At 69.4% G+C, this 17,074-nt stretch carries 19 protein-coding genes; 11 read left to right on the top strand and 8 right to left on the bottom strand.

Annotation, left to right across the window (positions count from 1 at the left end; genetic code table 11):
* A partial coding sequence (locus AB0I10_RS24520; RefSeq protein ID WP_363154747.1) for an SRPBCC family protein occupies positions 1-554 on the bottom strand: 554 nt, incomplete at its 3' end.
* Positions 555-610: 56 nt separating this feature from the next.
* Positions 611-1,228, bottom strand: coding sequence for a TetR/AcrR family transcriptional regulator (locus tag AB0I10_RS24515; RefSeq protein WP_363154746.1), 618 nt, complete (start codon positions 1,226-1,228; stop codon positions 611-613).
* A gap of 168 nt (positions 1,229-1,396) precedes the next feature.
* Here AB0I10_RS24515 and AB0I10_RS24510 point away from each other — a divergent pair, with 168 nt between their 5' ends.
* The gene (locus AB0I10_RS24510; protein WP_363154745.1) at positions 1,397-2,668 is read left to right on the top strand and encodes a cytochrome P450; all 1,272 of its coding nucleotides are present in this window, start codon (positions 1,397-1,399) and stop codon (positions 2,666-2,668) included.
* 137 nt (positions 2,669-2,805) lie between these two features.
* Here the strand turns inward: AB0I10_RS24510 and AB0I10_RS24505 are convergent, their stop codons facing one another.
* Positions 2,806-3,186 (bottom strand): hypothetical protein, encoded by a 381-nt coding sequence (locus AB0I10_RS24505; RefSeq protein ID WP_363154744.1) that lies wholly within the window; start codon positions 3,184-3,186, stop codon positions 2,806-2,808.
* Between the two features lie 26 nt (positions 3,187-3,212).
* On the opposite strand from AB0I10_RS24505, the gene AB0I10_RS24500 reads away from it, so the two are divergent.
* Together AB0I10_RS24500 and AB0I10_RS24495 are read left to right on the top strand one after the other, a co-directional pair.
* Positions 3,213-3,653, top strand: coding sequence for a hypothetical protein (locus AB0I10_RS24500; protein WP_363154743.1), 441 nt, complete (start codon positions 3,213-3,215; stop codon positions 3,651-3,653).
* A 150-nt stretch (positions 3,654-3,803) separates the two neighbouring features.
* The gene (locus AB0I10_RS24495; protein WP_363154742.1) at positions 3,804-6,275 is read left to right on the top strand and encodes a hypothetical protein; all 2,472 of its coding nucleotides are present in this window, start codon (positions 3,804-3,806) and stop codon (positions 6,273-6,275) included.
* A 224-nt stretch (positions 6,276-6,499) separates the two neighbouring features.
* Here the strand turns inward: AB0I10_RS24495 and AB0I10_RS24490 are convergent, their stop codons facing one another.
* A complete protein-coding gene (locus AB0I10_RS24490) occupies positions 6,500-7,090 on the bottom strand; it encodes a TetR/AcrR family transcriptional regulator (protein ID WP_363154741.1) in 591 nt (196 codons plus the stop codon).
* A gap of 57 nt (positions 7,091-7,147) precedes the next feature.
* Here AB0I10_RS24490 and AB0I10_RS24485 point away from each other — a divergent pair, with 57 nt between their 5' ends.
* The 5 genes from AB0I10_RS24485 to AB0I10_RS24465 all read left to right on the top strand — a co-directional run bounded on the left by AB0I10_RS24485 (position 7,148) and on the right by AB0I10_RS24465 (position 11,264).
* Positions 7,148-7,330, top strand: coding sequence for a hypothetical protein (locus AB0I10_RS24485; RefSeq protein ID WP_363154740.1), 183 nt, complete (start codon positions 7,148-7,150; stop codon positions 7,328-7,330).
* Between the two features lie 5 nt (positions 7,331-7,335).
* The gene (locus AB0I10_RS24480) at positions 7,336-7,656 is read left to right on the top strand and encodes a hypothetical protein (protein ID WP_363154739.1); all 321 of its coding nucleotides are present in this window, start codon (positions 7,336-7,338) and stop codon (positions 7,654-7,656) included.
* Positions 7,656-8,246 carry a DUF2867 domain-containing protein gene (locus tag AB0I10_RS24475; protein ID WP_363154738.1) on the top strand — a complete coding sequence of 197 codons (591 nt, stop codon included), beginning with the start codon at positions 7,656-7,658 and terminating at the stop codon, positions 8,244-8,246. The genes AB0I10_RS24480 and AB0I10_RS24475 overlap by 1 nt, the downstream gene beginning before the upstream one ends.
* A 97-nt stretch (positions 8,247-8,343) precedes the next feature.
* On the top strand, positions 8,344-8,628 hold the full coding sequence (locus AB0I10_RS24470) for an antibiotic biosynthesis monooxygenase (RefSeq protein WP_363154737.1): 285 nt from the start codon (positions 8,344-8,346) through the stop codon (positions 8,626-8,628).
* Positions 8,629-9,122: 494 nt separating this feature from the next.
* On the top strand, positions 9,123-11,264 hold the full coding sequence (locus tag AB0I10_RS24465) for an HAD-IIB family hydrolase (protein WP_363154736.1): 2,142 nt from the start codon (positions 9,123-9,125) through the stop codon (positions 11,262-11,264).
* A 96-nt stretch (positions 11,265-11,360) separates the two neighbouring features.
* Here the strand turns inward: AB0I10_RS24465 and AB0I10_RS24460 are convergent, their stop codons facing one another.
* The gene (locus tag AB0I10_RS24460) at positions 11,361-11,864 is read right to left on the bottom strand and encodes a hypothetical protein (RefSeq protein WP_363154735.1); all 504 of its coding nucleotides are present in this window, start codon (positions 11,862-11,864) and stop codon (positions 11,361-11,363) included.
* A 456-nt stretch (positions 11,865-12,320) separates the two neighbouring features.
* Here AB0I10_RS24460 and AB0I10_RS24455 point away from each other — a divergent pair, with 456 nt between their 5' ends.
* From AB0I10_RS24455 to AB0I10_RS24445, 3 genes are all read left to right on the top strand, one after another.
* Positions 12,321-12,971 (top strand): GNAT family N-acetyltransferase, encoded by a 651-nt coding sequence (locus AB0I10_RS24455; protein ID WP_363154749.1) that lies wholly within the window; start codon positions 12,321-12,323, stop codon positions 12,969-12,971.
* A gap of 147 nt (positions 12,972-13,118) precedes the next feature.
* Entirely contained in the window at positions 13,119-13,400 is a 282-nt protein-coding gene (locus AB0I10_RS24450) for a hypothetical protein (RefSeq protein WP_363154734.1), read from the top strand.
* Positions 13,397-14,635, top strand: a complete 1,239-nt coding sequence (locus AB0I10_RS24445; RefSeq protein WP_363154733.1) for a M20 family metallopeptidase — start codon at positions 13,397-13,399, stop codon at positions 14,633-14,635. The genes AB0I10_RS24450 and AB0I10_RS24445 overlap by 4 nt, the downstream gene beginning before the upstream one ends.
* A 154-nt stretch (positions 14,636-14,789) precedes the next feature.
* Here AB0I10_RS24445 and AB0I10_RS24440 read toward each other — a convergent pair whose 3' ends face one another.
* From AB0I10_RS24440 to AB0I10_RS24430, 3 genes are all read right to left on the bottom strand, one after another.
* Positions 14,790-15,464, bottom strand: coding sequence for a hypothetical protein (locus AB0I10_RS24440; RefSeq protein WP_363154732.1), 675 nt, complete (start codon positions 15,462-15,464; stop codon positions 14,790-14,792).
* A 170-nt stretch (positions 15,465-15,634) separates the two neighbouring features.
* Positions 15,635-16,372, bottom strand: coding sequence for a class I SAM-dependent methyltransferase (locus AB0I10_RS24435; protein ID WP_363154731.1), 738 nt, complete (start codon positions 16,370-16,372; stop codon positions 15,635-15,637).
* A gap of 105 nt (positions 16,373-16,477) precedes the next feature.
* Positions 16,478-16,990 carry a DinB family protein gene (locus AB0I10_RS24430; RefSeq protein WP_363154730.1) on the bottom strand — a complete coding sequence of 171 codons (513 nt, stop codon included), beginning with the start codon at positions 16,988-16,990 and terminating at the stop codon, positions 16,478-16,480.
* Positions 16,991-17,074 lie beyond the last annotated feature (84 nt).

Raw genomic sequence — 17,074 nt, 5'->3', positions numbered from 1 at the left:
CGGCGCCCGCGCGCGGCCGCCGCCGCGGGCGGCCCCCCCGCCCCCGCCCCCCCGCGGGGCCCCGGCCGCCCCCGCGCCGTCTCCAGGTGCGTCTTGAGGCGGTGCAGGGTGGTGGTGATATTGGTGTTGTTGGCGCCGGTGCGGTCGAAGACGCCGGTGATCAAGATGGCGAAGGGGATGAACCACAGCGGGACCCGCAGCCAGTTGGTCTCCGTGACGGTGCAGCCCTCGGCGGTGGGCGCGATGTCGTACTGCCAGCGGGAGATGGGGATTCGGAGCGGCGCTGCCACCTCGTAGGCGAAGCGCCTGCCCGGGTCGGCGTCCGTGACGCGGCAGGTGGTGACCCAGCGGTGGAGGCCGTTGCGGTTGTAGCCGCGGAAGCGGGCGCCTACCGCCGGTCCCTTCGCGCCGTGCAGCCAGCGGGCACGGTGGGCCTCCTCGGCGAAGCGGATCATGACGGGCGGGTCGCTGATGATGCGGTACGCGTCGGCCGGGGCCGCCCGGATGGCCATCGTGCCGGTGGCCGCGGGGTCCGGGAATCGCGGTATGCGCATCGGGGTGCCTCCGCCGCTGATGTAATCGCTGATTACATCAGCGGCGGGAGTGGGCGTCAAGGCTCCGGGAAGTCCGTGGAGTTGACGATGCCGAGGCCGAAGGTGTCCAGGACCTGCTCGGCCAGCTGTTCCGCCTGCTCCGGCGGCAGATACCCGTCGATGATCATCTGGGACAGGCCGTAGACCAGCGCCTGACCGGCGAGGCCCATCACCGCGGGGTCGCCGTCGCGCAGCACACCTGCCTGCTGGCCCGCGACGATGAGGTCGGTGAGGGTCTGCTCGATGCCGGACAGACGCTGGTGCAGTTCGGCCGGCTGGCCCGCGCCGAACACCCTGGTCCTGATCAGCTCGAAACGGCGCGGGTGGCGGATCGCGTACCGCACGAAGCCCAGGCCGAATGCCCGCATCGCCGGACCCTCGGCGTCTGCGACCGCGGCGCGCTGCCACTGCTCGAAGTCGGCCAGCATGTGCCCGGCGACCGCCGTCAGCAGCGCCTGCCGGTCGGCGAAGTGCCGGAACGGCGCCCCAGGCGACACCCCCGCGCGGCGTGCGACTTCGCGCACGGTCACCTGCTCCAGGCCGCGCTCGTCAAGGAGATCGAGCGCTGCCGCGATGAGGGCCGCGGGGAGGGAGCCATGGTGGTATCCGGCGCGTTCGGCGGGCTTGTCGTCCATGTGGGCAGTGCTACCACAGGCGAGCGGGTCGGCCGGGGGCGAGGGAGACGGGGCGCGGTCGTGATGCCCTTGCGGGGCAGGGAGGTTACGGCCAGGGTGGTCGGAGGCGGCTGTTTGCCGCTGGTCGACTGCTGTCGGCACGTTCCGTCACCTGTTTGGAGCGAGCGTGTGCTGAACGAGCCGCAGGTACCGGACGTCTTCGACCCACGCAACCACACGAACGGGCTGCCGCACGCCGCGTACCGCCTCTTGCGCGACCGGCATCCGGTGGCCTGGCAGCAGGAGCACGAGGTGCTCGGCTGGCCCGCCGGCCCCGGCTTCTGGGCGGTCACTCGACACGACGACGTCGTACGTGTCCTCAAGGACGCACGCACCTTCTCCTCGCACCTGGGCGCCACCCAGATCCGCGATCCCGACCCTGCTGACCTGCCGTTCATCCGCCGCATGATGCTCAACCAGGATCCCCCGGACCACGGGCGGCTGCGCCGTGCGGTCAGCCGTGCGTTCACCCGTCACCGGGTCGACCGCTTCGAGTCCGTCGTACGCGGGCGGGCCCGTGGCCTGCTGGCGGCGGCGGTCGATGCGGCGCGGTCCGGGAACGGCGTGTGTGACATCGTCACCGCGGTCACGGACGACTTCGCGCTGCTCAACCTCGCCGACCTACTCGGCGTGCCGGCCGGCGAACGCGGGCTGCTCCTGGACTGGACCCGGCGCGTCATCGGCTACCAGGACCCGGACGAATCAGGCCCGCCCGAAGCCGGCCCGGACGGCCGTCCCGCCAACCCGCGCTCGCCGTCGATGCTGCAGGACATGTTCGCCTTCGCGCGGGAGCTCGCCGCCCACAAGAGAAGGCACCCGGGCGACGACATCATGACCGTCCTCGCATCGGACAGTGAACTGGCCACGTCCGAGCTGGAGATGTTCTTCTTCCTGCTGACCATTGCGGGCAATGACACCGTTCGCAGCGCGGCCCCCGGCGGCCTGCTGGCACTGGCTCAGCACCCGGACGCCTACCACGGGCTGCGCACCGGGGCAGTGGAGACGGCGACGTGCGTGGAGGAACTGCTGCGCTGGCATCCGCCGGTGCTCAGCTTCCGCCGGACCGCGGCGTGCGACACCGAATTGGCCGGCCGCCCGGTACGTGCCGGCGACAAAGTGGTCGTCTTCCACGGCTCGGCAAATTACGACGAGCGGGCCTTCGCCACCCCGCACCGGCTGGACCTGACCCGTACTCCGAATCCCCATGTCTCTTTCGGCGACGGCCCGCACATCTGCCTGGGCGCGAACTTCGCACGGTTGCAGCTGCGGGCGCTGTACGAGGAGACACGCAATCTGCTGCCCACTCTGACGGTCGCCGAGCAGCCGAAGCGGCTCGTGTCGAACTTCATCAACGGGCTGAAGTCGCTCCCTCTGCGGCTGGTGGGTGCTCCGCCTGAGTAGCGTCCGCTGCGCGAGGTCGCGCTGCCTGCTCACGCTCCGGAGGCCGCGCAGGGGCAAGACGTACAGGTGTGGGTGGATCTCGCCACGGTCGGTCTCTCCTGCGTGCAACGGAAGCAGGAGTCAGTCCGCCTCCTCAGTCAGTCCGCCTCCTCCGGTTTCAGGGCGTCGAGGTCGTCGGCGTAGGAGCGGATGCCGGCGTACGGGTGGGCTCGGGCCGCCGCGATCACGGCGGCGAACGCCGGGTGTGCATGGGGGTGTTCCTCCAGCAGGCCCACGGCAGCGAGGGCGCCGCACTCCGCGGTGTCCTCGTCCTCCGACACTGCCAGCCGCAGGCAGATCCCGGCCGCGTGGACCGGGTCCGCCATGACGACGAGGGTCTCGGCCAGCGGGTTGTCCGACCAGTGCCATTCCTCGCCTTCGATGACGTCGCCATCGAGCACGTCGCCGTGCGCCCATGCCTCGGCGACGGCGGTGGACGCCTCGGGACTCCACGGAACCCGGCCTGGGCGATTCCCCACGCCGCGGCGGCGCGCACGGCGGGGGAGTGGAGGGGGGGCAGGGCGCCGGACAGCCACGCGGCGGAGCCGTCCGGGTCGAGGCGGGCGACGCCGCCGGTCAGGACGGCCGCGATGAGCGGGTCCGGCTCGGCGAGGGCGCGCTTGCGCAGTGCGGGAACGGCGAGGGCCTCGTGCCCGGTGCGCATCCCGGTCAAGTAGGCGACACGGTGCCGCACTTCGCGGACCGGGTCGGCGAGAAGAGGGAGCAGTCGGGGTGTCCCCCGCGAGTGCGCCGCGCGGACCTCGTGGTGCACGGGTTCGGTCTCCGCGTACCCGATGGCGATCTGGAGCAGCAGATCGGCGAGTTCCGCGCGCCTCTGCGGCCGGCCCGGCCGGCGCCTCCCCGGCAGGCACATGACGGCCGGCTGCCGCACCACGGCTCTTGCCAGGGGCGTCGGGATCCTGAAAGAGGCCGGGTGGCCTACTAAACTGTCCGAACTTTCCGACGCAGGGGGCCGTTTGGCGGTGCCGGGGCGTTGTCAGTGGTCCATGTCACGATCAATGGAGTACCGCCCGATGTGCATGGGCCGATGCATAAGGCCGTTGCCTGTCAACCGCTCCGCGAAGGGATCCGCCCTGTGTCCGACACCTCCCGCTCCGCGCTCTGCCTCGCGCTGAGTCTCACCGACCCGGACACCGCGTCCGCGCTGGCCGAGCGGCTGCAGCCGCAGCTGCTGGCCGTCCTCGCCGACCGATTCGGGCTGCCGGAGGAGATGGTGGAGGAGCTGTTGGGTGCGGACGCCGCGCAGATGCGGGCCGCGCTGACCATAGACCCCGAGGAATGGCTCATAGGGGCGGCGGAGATGGGCGATCCAGTGGTCGGCCTGGCACTGTGGCGTGCGGTGTATCGCGACGACTCGGGTCACACGAGAGGTGCGGTGAAGGAGATCCCCGGCCTGCTGGCGACCCTTCTGCAAGCCGCCGACCTCGCGGATCCGCGCTGGTACGACGACGACGGCCTGTTCTCGGCCCTTTACGACGAGGCCACCGGCCCCTTTCTTCTCCCCGTCCTGATCAGTGGGTTCCTCGGGCTGGACGTCGGGGCCCTCGCCGTGTTCGGTCGGCATTTCCCGCCACCGGTCGTCGTGGACGCCTGCCTGAGCCTCCTGGCGGAGTGGGGCAGCACCGGACCGTTCACGCGGTACCTTCGCCTGCTGGAGCAGGTACCGGCCCTGGATCCTGGGCATCCATGGCTTCCGGGTCTGTTGCGGCAGGCCGTCGACGCCCCCGATCCGGAGTCCGTCCTGAGGGAGCACCGGCCCCCCGGGGAGTGGTCCGACCCGGACCACGTCCACGCCCTGCTGGCCCTCCGCTACGGTGATGCCCCCTCGGCCAAGCCCGACGGCCTCGACTGGGAGCTGATCCGGCGCGAGCACCAGCGCCTCCCCTTCGGCACGGAGACCGCCCACACGTCGGGGTATCAGTTCGGCAACCCGCTGCCCCAGCTCACCAAGTGGGAGGGTTGCCCCGCCGACCTGGTGAGGGAGAGCTTCCACAACGACCCCGCCGGGACCTCGTTCGAGGGTGCCGAGCTGCCGTTCGAGGTGATCGCGGGGCCCGAGGCACGAATGGACGAGATATTCCTCCGGCCCGTCCTTAAGCGTGGCATAGGCGAGGGCCGGTACTCCGTGGACCGGGTCCTGACCGAAGTGGGGCCGGCGCTGGAGGTGCTGGACTCGCTGCCCTACGACCACGAACCGACCCGCAAGGCCTTCGCCGGGCTGCTCTCCCGGCTGGGAAGTGATCCCGTCAACTGGATGACGCTCTACGCCCGGACAGGGCGCGCACGCGGCAGCATCGCCGATCTGATCGCGGACGCCGTCTCGACGGACTCCCGCAAGAAGCGCCGCACCAGCTGGCCGTGGCGCGAGGAGGCGAAGTTCCCGGTCGGGCGCGCCGAGAATTCCCGGGCGGCGTTCCTCGCCATGTTCCGGCGCGCCCCGGAAGAGGTTCAGAAGGCCGTCATCCCGCATCTCGACGCTCGGGCCGTGCAGCATTTCCTGGTGTACGGCGAACCGTCCCAGGAAGTCCGTGACGCGGTGGTGGCCGCCCACGGACTCCCCGCCCAGGTCGCGATGGCCGCCGCGTACCGCCTCTCGGATGAGCAGCGGGACTACCTCCTGGATCTCGACGAACCGGCGGTGGACGCCCAGTTGTTCCGCTACGCCGGCATCGAGGGGTCCGAGCGGGAGCGGATGCTCGCCGGACGGCTGCGGGGCGGTGGCATCCGCCCGGTCCCCGAGGAGCTGATCGAGGTGCTGAAGGACGTTACGGTCAACGACTACCGAGACTGGTTCATCGCCGGCGTGGATTCCGGCGACCTCGGCGTGGCCCGCACAGTCGTCGGCCGGCTGCGGTTCTATGTCCCGGCGACCCGGGCCCGGCTGCTGGTCGCCGTATGGGAGCGCGGCGGACCGGATGCCGTACGGGAGATCCTGGCCATGGACCGCCTCCCGGTGCGGCTACGGCGGTGGACCGAGCGGGCCCTCGACGCCCCGGACGGCCTGGAGCGGCTGCGCGCCCGGCTCGGCGAGGAGGAGTCGCCGGCCAAGCTCACGGAGTTCCTCACCGCGACCACCGATCCTGGTGCGCGCTTGCGCCAGCTCCTCGCCGAGGGCCATCAGCCGCCCTGGCCCGCGCTTGTGACGGCCCACCACACCGGCGCCCTCCCCTCCCGTCTGCTGGACGAGCTGGTGACGCGCCCGGACTGCCCCCGCGAACTGCTGCTGGCTGCCCTGGCGACCACTCCCGAGTCGGGGGCGGACTGGATCCGTGACGCCCTCCGGAGCGGCCTGCTCACCTCCGAAGACCTGCTGACCCACGCCGTCCCCGCCCGCGCCGCTCTGGCCTGTCTGCGGCGGTATGCCGACGACCGGCCCGACGCCGTGGACAGGCAGCCGATGCCCGACCGGGCCACGGTCCTGACCCGGGAGCATCTGGGCACGGACGTCGAGGCTTGGTCCGTCTGTCTCCAGCTGCTGCCGACCTTTGCCGGGACACTTCCCGAACTCGTCGCGACGGCAGGGGCGATGACGCGGCTTCATACGTGATGGGGCCGGGCGCGCCCCGTTCGCCGCGGCGCGTTCTGCTCCCTCGGTGTTGTCCGCGCAACTCGCCGATCCGGCCGCCGCGGCGCGCCCTCACCGAGCGGCGGCGGCCGGAGACAGCGGCACCCAGCACCACCAGCCGATGAACGATCCGGGTCGCCGCATGCCGCTGCTTGTGCGGAACTAGCCAACCCTGACGGCCATTTGGCGTCCCTCGCAGGGCCTGCTCATTCGCTGACCGGCAGCACCGCCCCCGCCAACAGCGCGCGCAGCGCGGCCATCGCCTTCTCGGGGTCGACCTGGTCGGGCGCCAGCAACCACTGCTGGTGGATGCCGATCCCGGCGCCGATGATCGTGACGGCCAGTGCCTCGACGGACAGCCCGGGGGCAAGCGGCAGCCGCTCCAGCCACCGTCTGCAGTGGTCGCGCAGGGTGTTGTGGATCTCCAAGTAGTGGCTGTGGATCGGCGATCCCGGCTCCAGCGCCTCCACCAGGAGCGTGACGAAGAGCTTGGTGGTGGGCAGGGCGAGCAGAGCGTTGGCGCCCTCCATCAGGCGGTCGAACCCCGCCTCCACCGTTGCCACCTCCTCCGCGTCGAGGCTGGTGCTGATCAGGTTCACCGAGCGTTCGAGCACGGCCAGCAGCAGGCCCTCCTTGCTGCCGAAGTGCCACGGGATCGACCCCCTGCTGATCCCGGACCGCTCGGCCACGTCGGCGAACGTGGTCTGCCTGTAGCCCTTCGCCGCGAACAGCTCCGCCGCTGCCTTGAGGATCAGCTCGCTGCTCTCGTGACTGGTCTGCTGTCGTCGCGTTGTCACGCTACCTCCTTCTGTGCTAGCAATAATATTCTATGCTGGCCAACACAGGAGATCGTTTTGCGCTTCGCCACTTACGCCTCGGCCGACGGCGACAGGGCCGGCGTCATCAACGGTGACCTGATCCACGCGCTACCCCGGGGCACGAACCTGATCGAACTGCTCGGCCCCCGCTGCGGCAGACGGGCGAGCGAGCACTCGCCGAGCCCGATGAGGTCGTCGCACTCGCCCTCGGCGCGCTGACCGTGGTGCCAGGCCACGGCCCGGTGACGGACGCCGACGGGATCCGTGCCGTCCGCGACTACTTCGGCCACGTCGTCGACCAGGCAGACGCCGCCTACGCCAGGGGCCTTGACTTCCAGGAGGCGGTGTTCGGGGTCGATCTGGCCGAGTACGCCGACTGGCTGGATGCCGAACGAGTCGTGGTCAACATCTACCGGCGCTACCGCGAGATCCACCCCGACCAGCCCGTGCTCGACAGGCTCGCCCTGATGGCCCTGATGGCCCTGATGGCCCTGATGGCCGAATGGGACAGCCGGCGGCAGCCTGAACTGAAGGAGATCCACTGATGAGACTCCCGAACACCGCACACGCCTCCCGTCCCTGGCGGATCCACGACCTCGCGCCCGACTTCCGGCTTGAGGACGTGTGGGCGCTGCCGACGCCGGGCGGTCCTGACGACCTCACGCGACTGGTGCGGCAGATGACGTCCGGCAACGGGCGGTTCTCCGGTGCCACCCGCACGCTCTTCGCGATCCGCTGGAAGCTCGGGGAGCTGCTCGGCTGGGACCGATCCGACGCAGGCATCGGTGCACGGGTGCAGACACTGCGCGACAGGTTGCCGGCGGATCTCCGCGACGCTCCACCCGGACCGGAATTCCGTGCGGTTCCGTTCAACCCTGTCTACCTGACGGACAACGAGTGGGCGGCGGAGACGGCCAACCGGACCGTGCACACGGTGATGCACATCGGCTGGGTCCCGGACGAAGCCGGTGGCTACCGAGGCCAGATGGCCGTGCTGGTGAAGCCGAACGGGCTGTTCGGAAAGGTCTACATGGCCGCGATCAGGCCGCTCCGGCACCTGATCGTGGACCCGGCACTGATCCGAAAGATCGGACACGCCTGGCAGATGCACGCCGACGGTCGCAGTACGGGATGACTGCACCCGGCCGCACGCAAAAGAGGGATCGAGCCCGTCGGCGTCGCCGAATACCGCGGCCACAGAAACACCATCGAGCAACTCTAAGGAGAGCATCATGAAGGTCGGCATGGTGGCAAGCCACTATCCGCACGCTGTTTACCGCGAGGAGTTCATCTCCCGCGTCCACCGAGTCGCTGAGGAATTTCGGCGGACACCGGGATGCCTTTCAGCTGACTGCTGGGTGCCCGTCGACGGCGACGCGGTGATTTCGATTGTGCAGTGGGAGTCCGAGGAAGCATTCGCCGCGTCGTTCGCTGCCGTCGAGGCGGCAGGACTGGACCTCGCCTATGACGAGCGCGAATCACGCCCCCGCGAGATGGTTCGGCTCATGGCGTCCTGACCCCAGTCCGTCATTTCGACGCGCGGCCGGGACGGTTCTCGCACGTCAGAAGGCACCCGTCGCAGAGCCCGCTCGCCCCGAACGGCCCATCGGACGAGCGGGCTCGACTCCACATGCCCCACGCCCTCACCCATGCCGCCCGCCATGAGCGTGCGCGCGACGAGGAATGGGCGCGCTCGCCGGTACGCCGGCAGCTGGACGGTTGCCGACCGTGCAGTCATGAGGAGTTGCTGCCAGGACGCGACGACCTGCGTTTCGGCCATGTCTGCGTTTCACTGGTTTTGTTTACCGAGTGGCTGCCTACATTTCGGCTATGACTCATGTGCCTTTTGGGTGTCGCCGCATGCCTGACCGCCGGCGTCGCCTGCTGAACACGGTGGGGCCGAAGCGGTGGCTCTCGCGCGTGACCGTGTGACCGCATGACCGTGTGACCGCGTGACCGATATCGGTCCGACTTTCCATCCGACTACCCATCCGACGACAGCGGGGGAAGCATGGCTTGGCTACCGGGCGGCGAGCAGACGGGTGAGGAGCCGGCGTCCGCGGGAGCGGGCGCCAGAGTGTTGGTGACCGACTTGGACGGCACACTCCTCGGTGGCGACAGTACGGACCGTCGGCGGCTGAAGGCGGCCTTGGACCGGCATCCCGAAGTGACCGTGGTGTTCGCGACCGGCCGCGGACTGCCGTCCATCGAGCGGATCCTGCACAACGACCCGCTCGTGCCGAAACCCCGGTGGATCATCGCGGACGTCGGTGCCAGCGTCGTCGACGGTACGGACCTGAGCCGCGTGGACCTGCTGGAGAGCCAGCTGCGGGCCGGCTGGCCCGGTCAGCGACGCGTACGGGCCGCTTTGGCCTCCTTCGGTGAACTCCGCCACCAGGACGGGGTGGCCCAGGACGGCCGTTGCTCCTTCTACCTCCGCCCCGAGCAGATCTCCACGGAGATCACCGACGCGGTTCGGGAACTGGGATGCGGCTGGATGTACTCGGCGGGCCGCTACTTCGACGTGCTGCCGGCCCCCGCGAGCAAGGGCAACGCTCTGCTCCTGCTGGCCCGTAAGCACCAATGGCCCATGTCCTCGGTCCTGGTGGCCGGCGACTCCCTCAACGACCTCTCGCTCTTCCAACTCGGCGCGCACGGCGTGATCATGGGAAATGCCGAGCCCGCCCTCGACGAGCAGGTCCCGCGCAGCGCCGCTCTCCACCGGCCGCACCACCATGGGGCGGCGGCGATTCTGTCCGCTCTGGAAGACCTCGGCTGGGTGGAACGTGGCCGCCCCATCGTGGTCGGTTACCACCGTCCGCCGGTGCGACCCGCCGACGGCGGTTGGCAGCAGCCGCTGAGCCCGAACGGGATTCTGCCCACCCTGCGCAGCTTGTTCAGCACCGAGGACCTGGACGCCGTCTGGGCCACCTCCCTGGTCGGCAGCGACCCACTCCCCGCTGAGCCGCACGGAACGGGTCTCCCGCTGGCGTTCCTCCCCGTGGCACCCGCCCAGTGGACGGGGTACTTCCACCACGCGTGCAAAGAGACGCTGTGGCCTGTCCTGATGTCCCAACCCGAGCGGATGCGTTTCACCCCCTCGGCCTGGGCGCACTACGAGGCGATGAACGCACGCTTCGCCGACCACATCAGCGCCCACGCGGCACACGGCGCCACGGTGTGGCTGCACGACTACAACCTCTGGCTCGTCCCCGGTCTCCTGCACGAATTACGGCCGGACCTGCACCTCGGCCTGTTCCACCACACTCCGTTTCCCCCACCGGAAGTATTCGGCCGCATCCCCGCCGCCTCCCGCATCCGTGCGTCCCTCGCCTGCCTGGACTGGGCCGGATTCCACACCGCCGCCTTCGCCGACCACTTCCGGCGGACTCTCGCCGGCGCCTCCCGCACACCCCGTACCGGCATCCATCCGCTGGGCATCGACCGCGAGACCGTCGAAGCACTCGCCCACGCCCGCACAGCCCAGCGGCACGGTGACGACGGGTGCGCCCTGGTCCTCTCGGTGGAGCGCCTCGACTACGCCAAAGCCCCACTGCAGAAGATCCACGCCCTGGCCGCCCTGCTCGCCAAGCGGCCAGACCTCCGCGGACGGTTGCGCTTCCGCCTCATCTGCCCGCCGCCCGAACCGGGAATCCGCGCTTACGACACCACCGGCGAAGCCCTCGAACGCGGCATCACCGAGCTCAACCGCACCTGGCGCACCGGCGGTTGGGAACCGGTCGACTACATCCCCCGGACCCTGCCCTTCGCCGAGGTGGTCGACCACTACCTTGCGGCCGACGTGCTCTGGGTGACCTCGTTCCAGGACGGCATGAACCTCACGGCCAAGGAATTCATCGCCGTACAAGCGGCCACCGGCCGGTCCGGAGTGCTCACCCTCTCCCGCCACGCGGGAGCCGCCTCCCAGCTCGCCCCCGCGGCCCTCCTCACGGACCCTCACTCACCCCAGGACCTCGTCGACACGCTCGACCGCGCCCTCACCATGACACCCGGGCAACGGCGCACCCACATGACCCGCCTCGCCGGCCTTCTCGACGACCCGAGCCCGGCTGAGTGGGCTCGCCAGATCATCACGGCTATCCGTACCGCCCCAAAAGGCCAGGCAGCGCAGCCGGGCGGCCGAGCCGTCTGACCATGGCCGTGTCGGGTGGTTCGCCACGGTGTGCCCGCGGCTCGGCGGCCCCGCGGCCCGGCGGCCTGTGACCGAGTGCCCGGCCGACCGCTCGGATCAGTCGGCCAGCAATTCGTACAACGCCATCGGCGTCACATAGCCCGGCCAGCGGCCGTCGGCGAAGAGATGGACGCCGGCGTCCAGGTAGCACTGGTCGACGAGTTGGGAGCAGATCATGTGCCGGGTGCTGGCGATGTAGCGGCGCAGTCCCGGGAGGGGGATGTGGAAGCGGTGCGCGGCGATCGCGAGGTAGTCGAGGAAGCTGTACGGCACTCCGACGTATCGGGTGGCCGCGTCGCAGATGGCGGTGCGCTGCTGCTCGGTGAGTCGTTCCGGGCAGACGTAGAGCACGTTGGCGCCGGTGTACTGGGCGAGGGGTCTGACGCGGGCCCCGCCCGGCACGGCTTCCAGCAGCCGGTCGTCGGGCAGGACCAGAAAGGCGTGCTGGTAGTCGGCGAAGCCGTCTCCGTTGAGCCACTGGCCGAGGCGGATCAAGCGGCCGGTGATGCCTGATATTTGGGTGAGTCCGATGTCGCCGGGCAGGGGGTGGGTGTGCTTCATGAGCAGCTCCCGGGAGCGCAAGGCGAATTGCCGAGGGGTGGGAAGAGGGATTGCCGAGGCGCGTTGCCGCAGTGGATTGCCGAGGGGATTGCCGAAAGGATCACCAAGGCGAATTACCTGGCCGAGTGACCAAGGTGAATGACCGATGCGAGTGACCGACGCGAGTGACCGAGCCGAGTGGCCGACCCGAGTTACTTGGGTGATACCCGTTGTCCGGCCGTCCGCACCGCGTCCGAGGGGTGCTTGGGCGGAAGTTGACGGCAGGCGTGTTCAGTGCCGGGGCGCCTGGTACGTACGGTGATTCTGATGTCTCCGGCCGGTTGTGGGCAGCCCGCACCGGCCGCCCGCTACTCGCGCACCAGGAACCCGACCAAAGACGACGGGGGAGTTCTGCATCAAGATCAACGATGAGGCATGAGCTCGTGCACAGTCGGCCACAATCGACGTGTGCAGATCATGTCCTTCCCCGAAGCGGCCACCCCGCCCCAACTGCGTGCCCAAGTCCGGGACCTTCAGCAGGAAGCGTGGCCCTCCACAGCCCCAGCGGGCCATGGTGGCGCGCAGCTCACCCACGATCACGACCCCGCGCTGCAGCCCCTGTCGATGCTGCTCGTGGCCAACGGCACGGTGCTGGCAGCGCTCGACATCCTGTCCAAGCCGATCGTGCACGCGGGTCGGCGCTACCGGGCCGGAGGGCTGAGCACGGTGGTGACCCGGCAGGCAGCGCGCGGCCAGGGCTACGGCCGGCGCCTGGTGACCGCCGCCCACGATGCCATGGCGGCCTCGGGCCTGGACTTGGACCTCGACCGGCACCGACACAGGCACCGGCACCTGGACCTGGGCTTGGACTTGGACTTGGATTGGGACCTGGGAGTCTTCACTTGCGATCGACCCCTCCAATCCTTCTACGAGAGCGCGGGATGGCACCGCCTCCCCGGCACGGTGCTCACCGGAGGAACACCTCAAAACCCCTTCCCCAGCGACCAACCCGGCTTCGACAAGGTCACCATGGCGGACTTCTTTTCGGACCGGGCCCGAAAGGAACGCCTCGCCTTCCACCACACCCGCATTGAGCTGTTTCCCGGCGAAATCGACAAACTCTGGTGACGCGCCGGGCAGCGCACCGCAGCGTGGGTTTGTGTGTGGTGCGTGACGGGGCAGTCATTTCTCCCGACGGCTCCTGACCGCCACTGCCGGAGGAGTAACCGTGCGCGTGTACTTGCTCATCGGAACCCTCGCCGAACTCGACAGTGGGTGGACGGTGTGTTGAAGGCGTATGCGCCCTTCCCCGCTGTGCCCGAGCCGCCCCACTGCATGGGCATGGACGCCGTATGGGTGCTCAACTACCCGCAGCCCACGGTCGAGACCGAAGCCTGGCAGCGGCCGCGCACACTGATCTCCCACCTTGACCAGACCGTCCGTGACCAGTCCGTCCTCGACCAGGCCGTCCGTGACCAGTCCGTGATTGTCCAGTCCGTGTTTGACCAGTCCGTGTTTGACCAGGCCCGGCACGACATTTCCGGAGGGCACCGGTGAACGCCTCTCCTGCGGCCGCCGACGGACAGGACCGCATTTCCGGGCTGCTTGCCGAGGCACGCCGCCTTCTGCCCGGCGTCATCGCCGTACGCCGGGCCATCCACCGCGTCCCGGAGCTGGACCTCCACCTGCCCCGTACTCAGCAGGCCGTGCTGCGTGCGCTCGACGGGCTGGGCCTGAGCGTGAGTACGGGAGAACGTCTCAGTTCCGTCGTGGCCACCTTGGAAGGCGCCCGGCCAGGCCGCACGGTCCTGCTGCGCGCCGACATGGACGCCCTGCCCCAACACGAGGAAACCGGCCTGGACTTCGCTTCCGAGGTGCCGGGCGCCATGCATGCCTGCGGTCACGACGCTCACGTTGCCATGCTCATCGGCGCCGCCCGGCTGCTGGCTGCCCGCCGCGCGCAGCTGGCGGGCCGGGTGGTGTTCATGTTCCAGCCTGCCGAGGAGTCCGGCGGCGGCGCACAGCACATGATCGACGAGGGGGTCCTCGGCACTCCCGACGGGCGCGGCGTCGACGCGGCCTTCGCCCTGCACATCACCACCCGCTTCGAGACCGGAACGGTCCACCTGCGGCCCGGCCCGATGTTCGCCGCCTCCGACCTGATGCATCTGACCGTACGCGGACGCAGCGGCCACGCCTCCGCCCCGCAACGCGCCCTCGATCCCGTCCCGGTGGCCTGCGAGATCGTCCAGGCCCTGCAGACCATGGTCACCCGCACCGTCAGTGTCTTCGACCCCGCCGTGGTCACCGTGGCCGCCATCCGGGCCGGTACCACCACCAACATCATTCCCGATACGGCCGAGATCCACGGCACCTTCCGTACGCTGTCCCCGGCAACCCGTCAGGTGGTGCGCGACGGCATCGCCCGCGTCGCCCACCATGTCGCCGCCGCTCACGGCGTGACCGTGGACGTGGACTTGACCGAGAGTTATCCGCCGGTCGTCAACGACACCGCCTTCGCCGGCCTCGTCCATGACACCGCCGTCACCGTGCTCGGCCCGGCCCGGGTCCAGCGTCTGCCCGAACCCTCCATGGGCGCCGAGGACTTCTCCTACGTGCTGCGCCGGGTGCGCGGCGCGATGGCCTTTCTCGGTGCACGTCCCGACGGTGCACCGGCCGAGGGTGCCCCGGACTGTCACTCCAGCCGCGTCGTCTTCGACGAGGACGCGCTGGCCACCGGCACCGCCCTCCACGCGGCTGTGGCCGTGCGCCACCTGATGACCTGTCCGTGATGGGCCCGACCAGGAGGCCGTAGCCAAAGTGCGTGCCTCCCGCCCTGTGGGGACGGGAGGCAGTGCGGCCGATGGCCCCGACCGCATCGGTTGGCCACGACCGGTTCGATGGCCGGCTCTCGATGGTCAGCCCTCGCTCGTCAGCCCTCGATGGTCAGCGCTTCACCACGACCGCGCGGCCCTGCTTCGCATCGGACGAGCAGGAGTTCTGCTCCGCGGTGGTCATCTTGCGCGTCTTGACGATCACCGCATTGCTCTGCCCGTCCGTGCCGTTGGGCGCGGGACCGGTGACCGTATCCGGCACGTACCAGAAGTAGTGGTCCCACTTCGGGCTGTCGTAGTGCGTCTGCCATGTGCCCGAGACGGTCTGCATCACCTGCGCGCGGGAGATCCAGCCCACCTCACCGGGCTTCACCGTCATGTTCATGGAGCTGTTCTCGGTGTGTGAGCTCGACCAGGTGTGGCTGTAGGTCGCGGTGACACTCAGGTCGATGAGGCCGGCGATCTTTCCGCCGGCGGTGACGGAGACGCCCGCGGAGTCCGTCGAGCCCACCGTGTCCGCCCAGCCCATCGACTGTGTGGCGTCCGAAGTGCTGCAGTTATAAAGGGAGTTGGAGACCTGACGGAAGTCGCCGAGGTACGCCGTGCCGAGCTTCGGCTCGTTGAAGCTGCACTTCCCTTCGCCGGAAGCGCAGTCGGCTATCAGCTGCTCCCGAGTGGGTCCGTCATCAGCGGCGGCCGGTACGGCCATCGCCGCGACCAAACCCAATGCCGCCGTGGACAGCGCCATCAGCCGGCTCCCGTAGCGGATCGTTCTGCTTTTCGTCATCTTGCTGTTGCCTCTCGCCCAGCCTCGTGGAAGCGACGATTCCGGAGTGTGGTGTTCGTCGCTGTTGCGTTTGAGACTGGAGTGAAATGTGAGTCAACTACACCAAGAATCGGCAAAGTTGTAGTTGATGACGAAACAGGCTCATCGGGTCAAACGAAACGGAGGCAGCGTCAGGTCAGCCGGCCCCGAGTGGCCACCACCAACCGGCACCGAGGGCTGCCGTCGGGGCGTTGGCCAAGCTCCGGAAGTGCGTGCAGCTGTACGTCGAATCCGGTCCGAGCCAGCTCGGCGCGCACGTCGGTGAGGCCGAACGTCCGGTAGTACATGACGAATTTCGGGTGCCACAGCGCGTTGCGGACCCGCATTGCCGCGTCGAAGGCCAGCAACGTCCAGTAGTCGGGCGTCCCCGGTCGGGCCGGCGCAACGATCGGGAAGGCGAACCGGCCGCCGGGGCGCAGTACGGAGTGAACCTGCGCAAACAGCCCCGGCCGCTCTCGGGGCAGGAAATGCCCGAACGCGCCGAAGCTCACCACGAGATCGAAGACCGGCCCGAACGGAAGGGCCCGTGCATCCGCACGCACCCACTCCACGCGTGGCGCGGCGGCGGTCATCCGTGCACGGGCGCGGCCCGCGGCGAGCATCCCCGCGCTGATGTCGACACCGGTGACCCGTTCCCGGCACACCTGCCGCAGTACGTCGATGCCGGCTCCGGTGCCGCAGCACAGATCGAGACCACTGCCGAACGGCCCCAGCCTGCGCAGTACCCGGGAGACGGGAGTCAGCACCGACTCCGGGGTCCGGAACGGAGTGTGGTCGAATTTCGGGGCGAGCAGGTCATAGCCGCGCTCGACGGAGGACAGCGCCTGGACGGCGAGTTCACGGAATGTGGGGCCTTGGGCTGCGAACATCGCCCTCAGCATAAGGTGCCCGCCCAGGCCGACTGCGGCCCGGACCCCGTCGCGGCTTCCGGCCATGAACGGAATGGCTTATCGCCCCGGCCGCCACGGCCCCCGTTAGTAGTAGCCCTTTTCGCCGTCGAGGAGTTCCCGGATGGTATCCATATGACCGGCGTGCCGGGCGGTCTCCTCGATCATGTGAAACATGATCCATCGAAGGGTCGCGGCGGAGGCATCGAAGTCCGGGTGTTTGCCCACTTCATCCAGGGAACGGTCCGCGATGATCTCGTTCGACACGGCGCATTGCCGGTCGTACTCCGCGAGGAGCTGGGCGATGGGGACGCCATCGACCATCATGTCGGCATCCTCGGGCTCGTCATCGAAACGCGGCCCCTCGGCCGGTCGGCCGAGAAGGAGGACCTCGAACCAAAGGTGCTCGACCCAGCGCATGTGGGACACCAGGCCCGCCATGGTCATATGGGGTGAGGTCGGAAGAAGGGAGCGGTGGGCATCCGCCTCTGACAGGCCTTCGCACTTCCAGCGAATGATCGCCCGATGCAAATCGAGCCAGCCGACAAGCTGGGTCCGTTCGTCGGCGTCGTAGGGCGGGCGAATGCGGGGAGTAGGCATGAGCGCTGACGCTATCCCAGTGGATATTGCGGCGCACGCCGTTTTTGGCACTTCTGCTTGGCGATCGATGCGGCCGCCGGTGTC

The organism is Streptomyces sp. NPDC050636 (assembly GCF_040654775.1).
In the GTDB taxonomy this organism is placed as follows: Bacteria; Actinomycetota; Actinomycetes; order Streptomycetales; family Streptomycetaceae; genus Streptomyces.
Note: the sequence above shows the minus strand (reverse complement) of the source record. Positions and strands in the feature narration are given on the sequence as shown.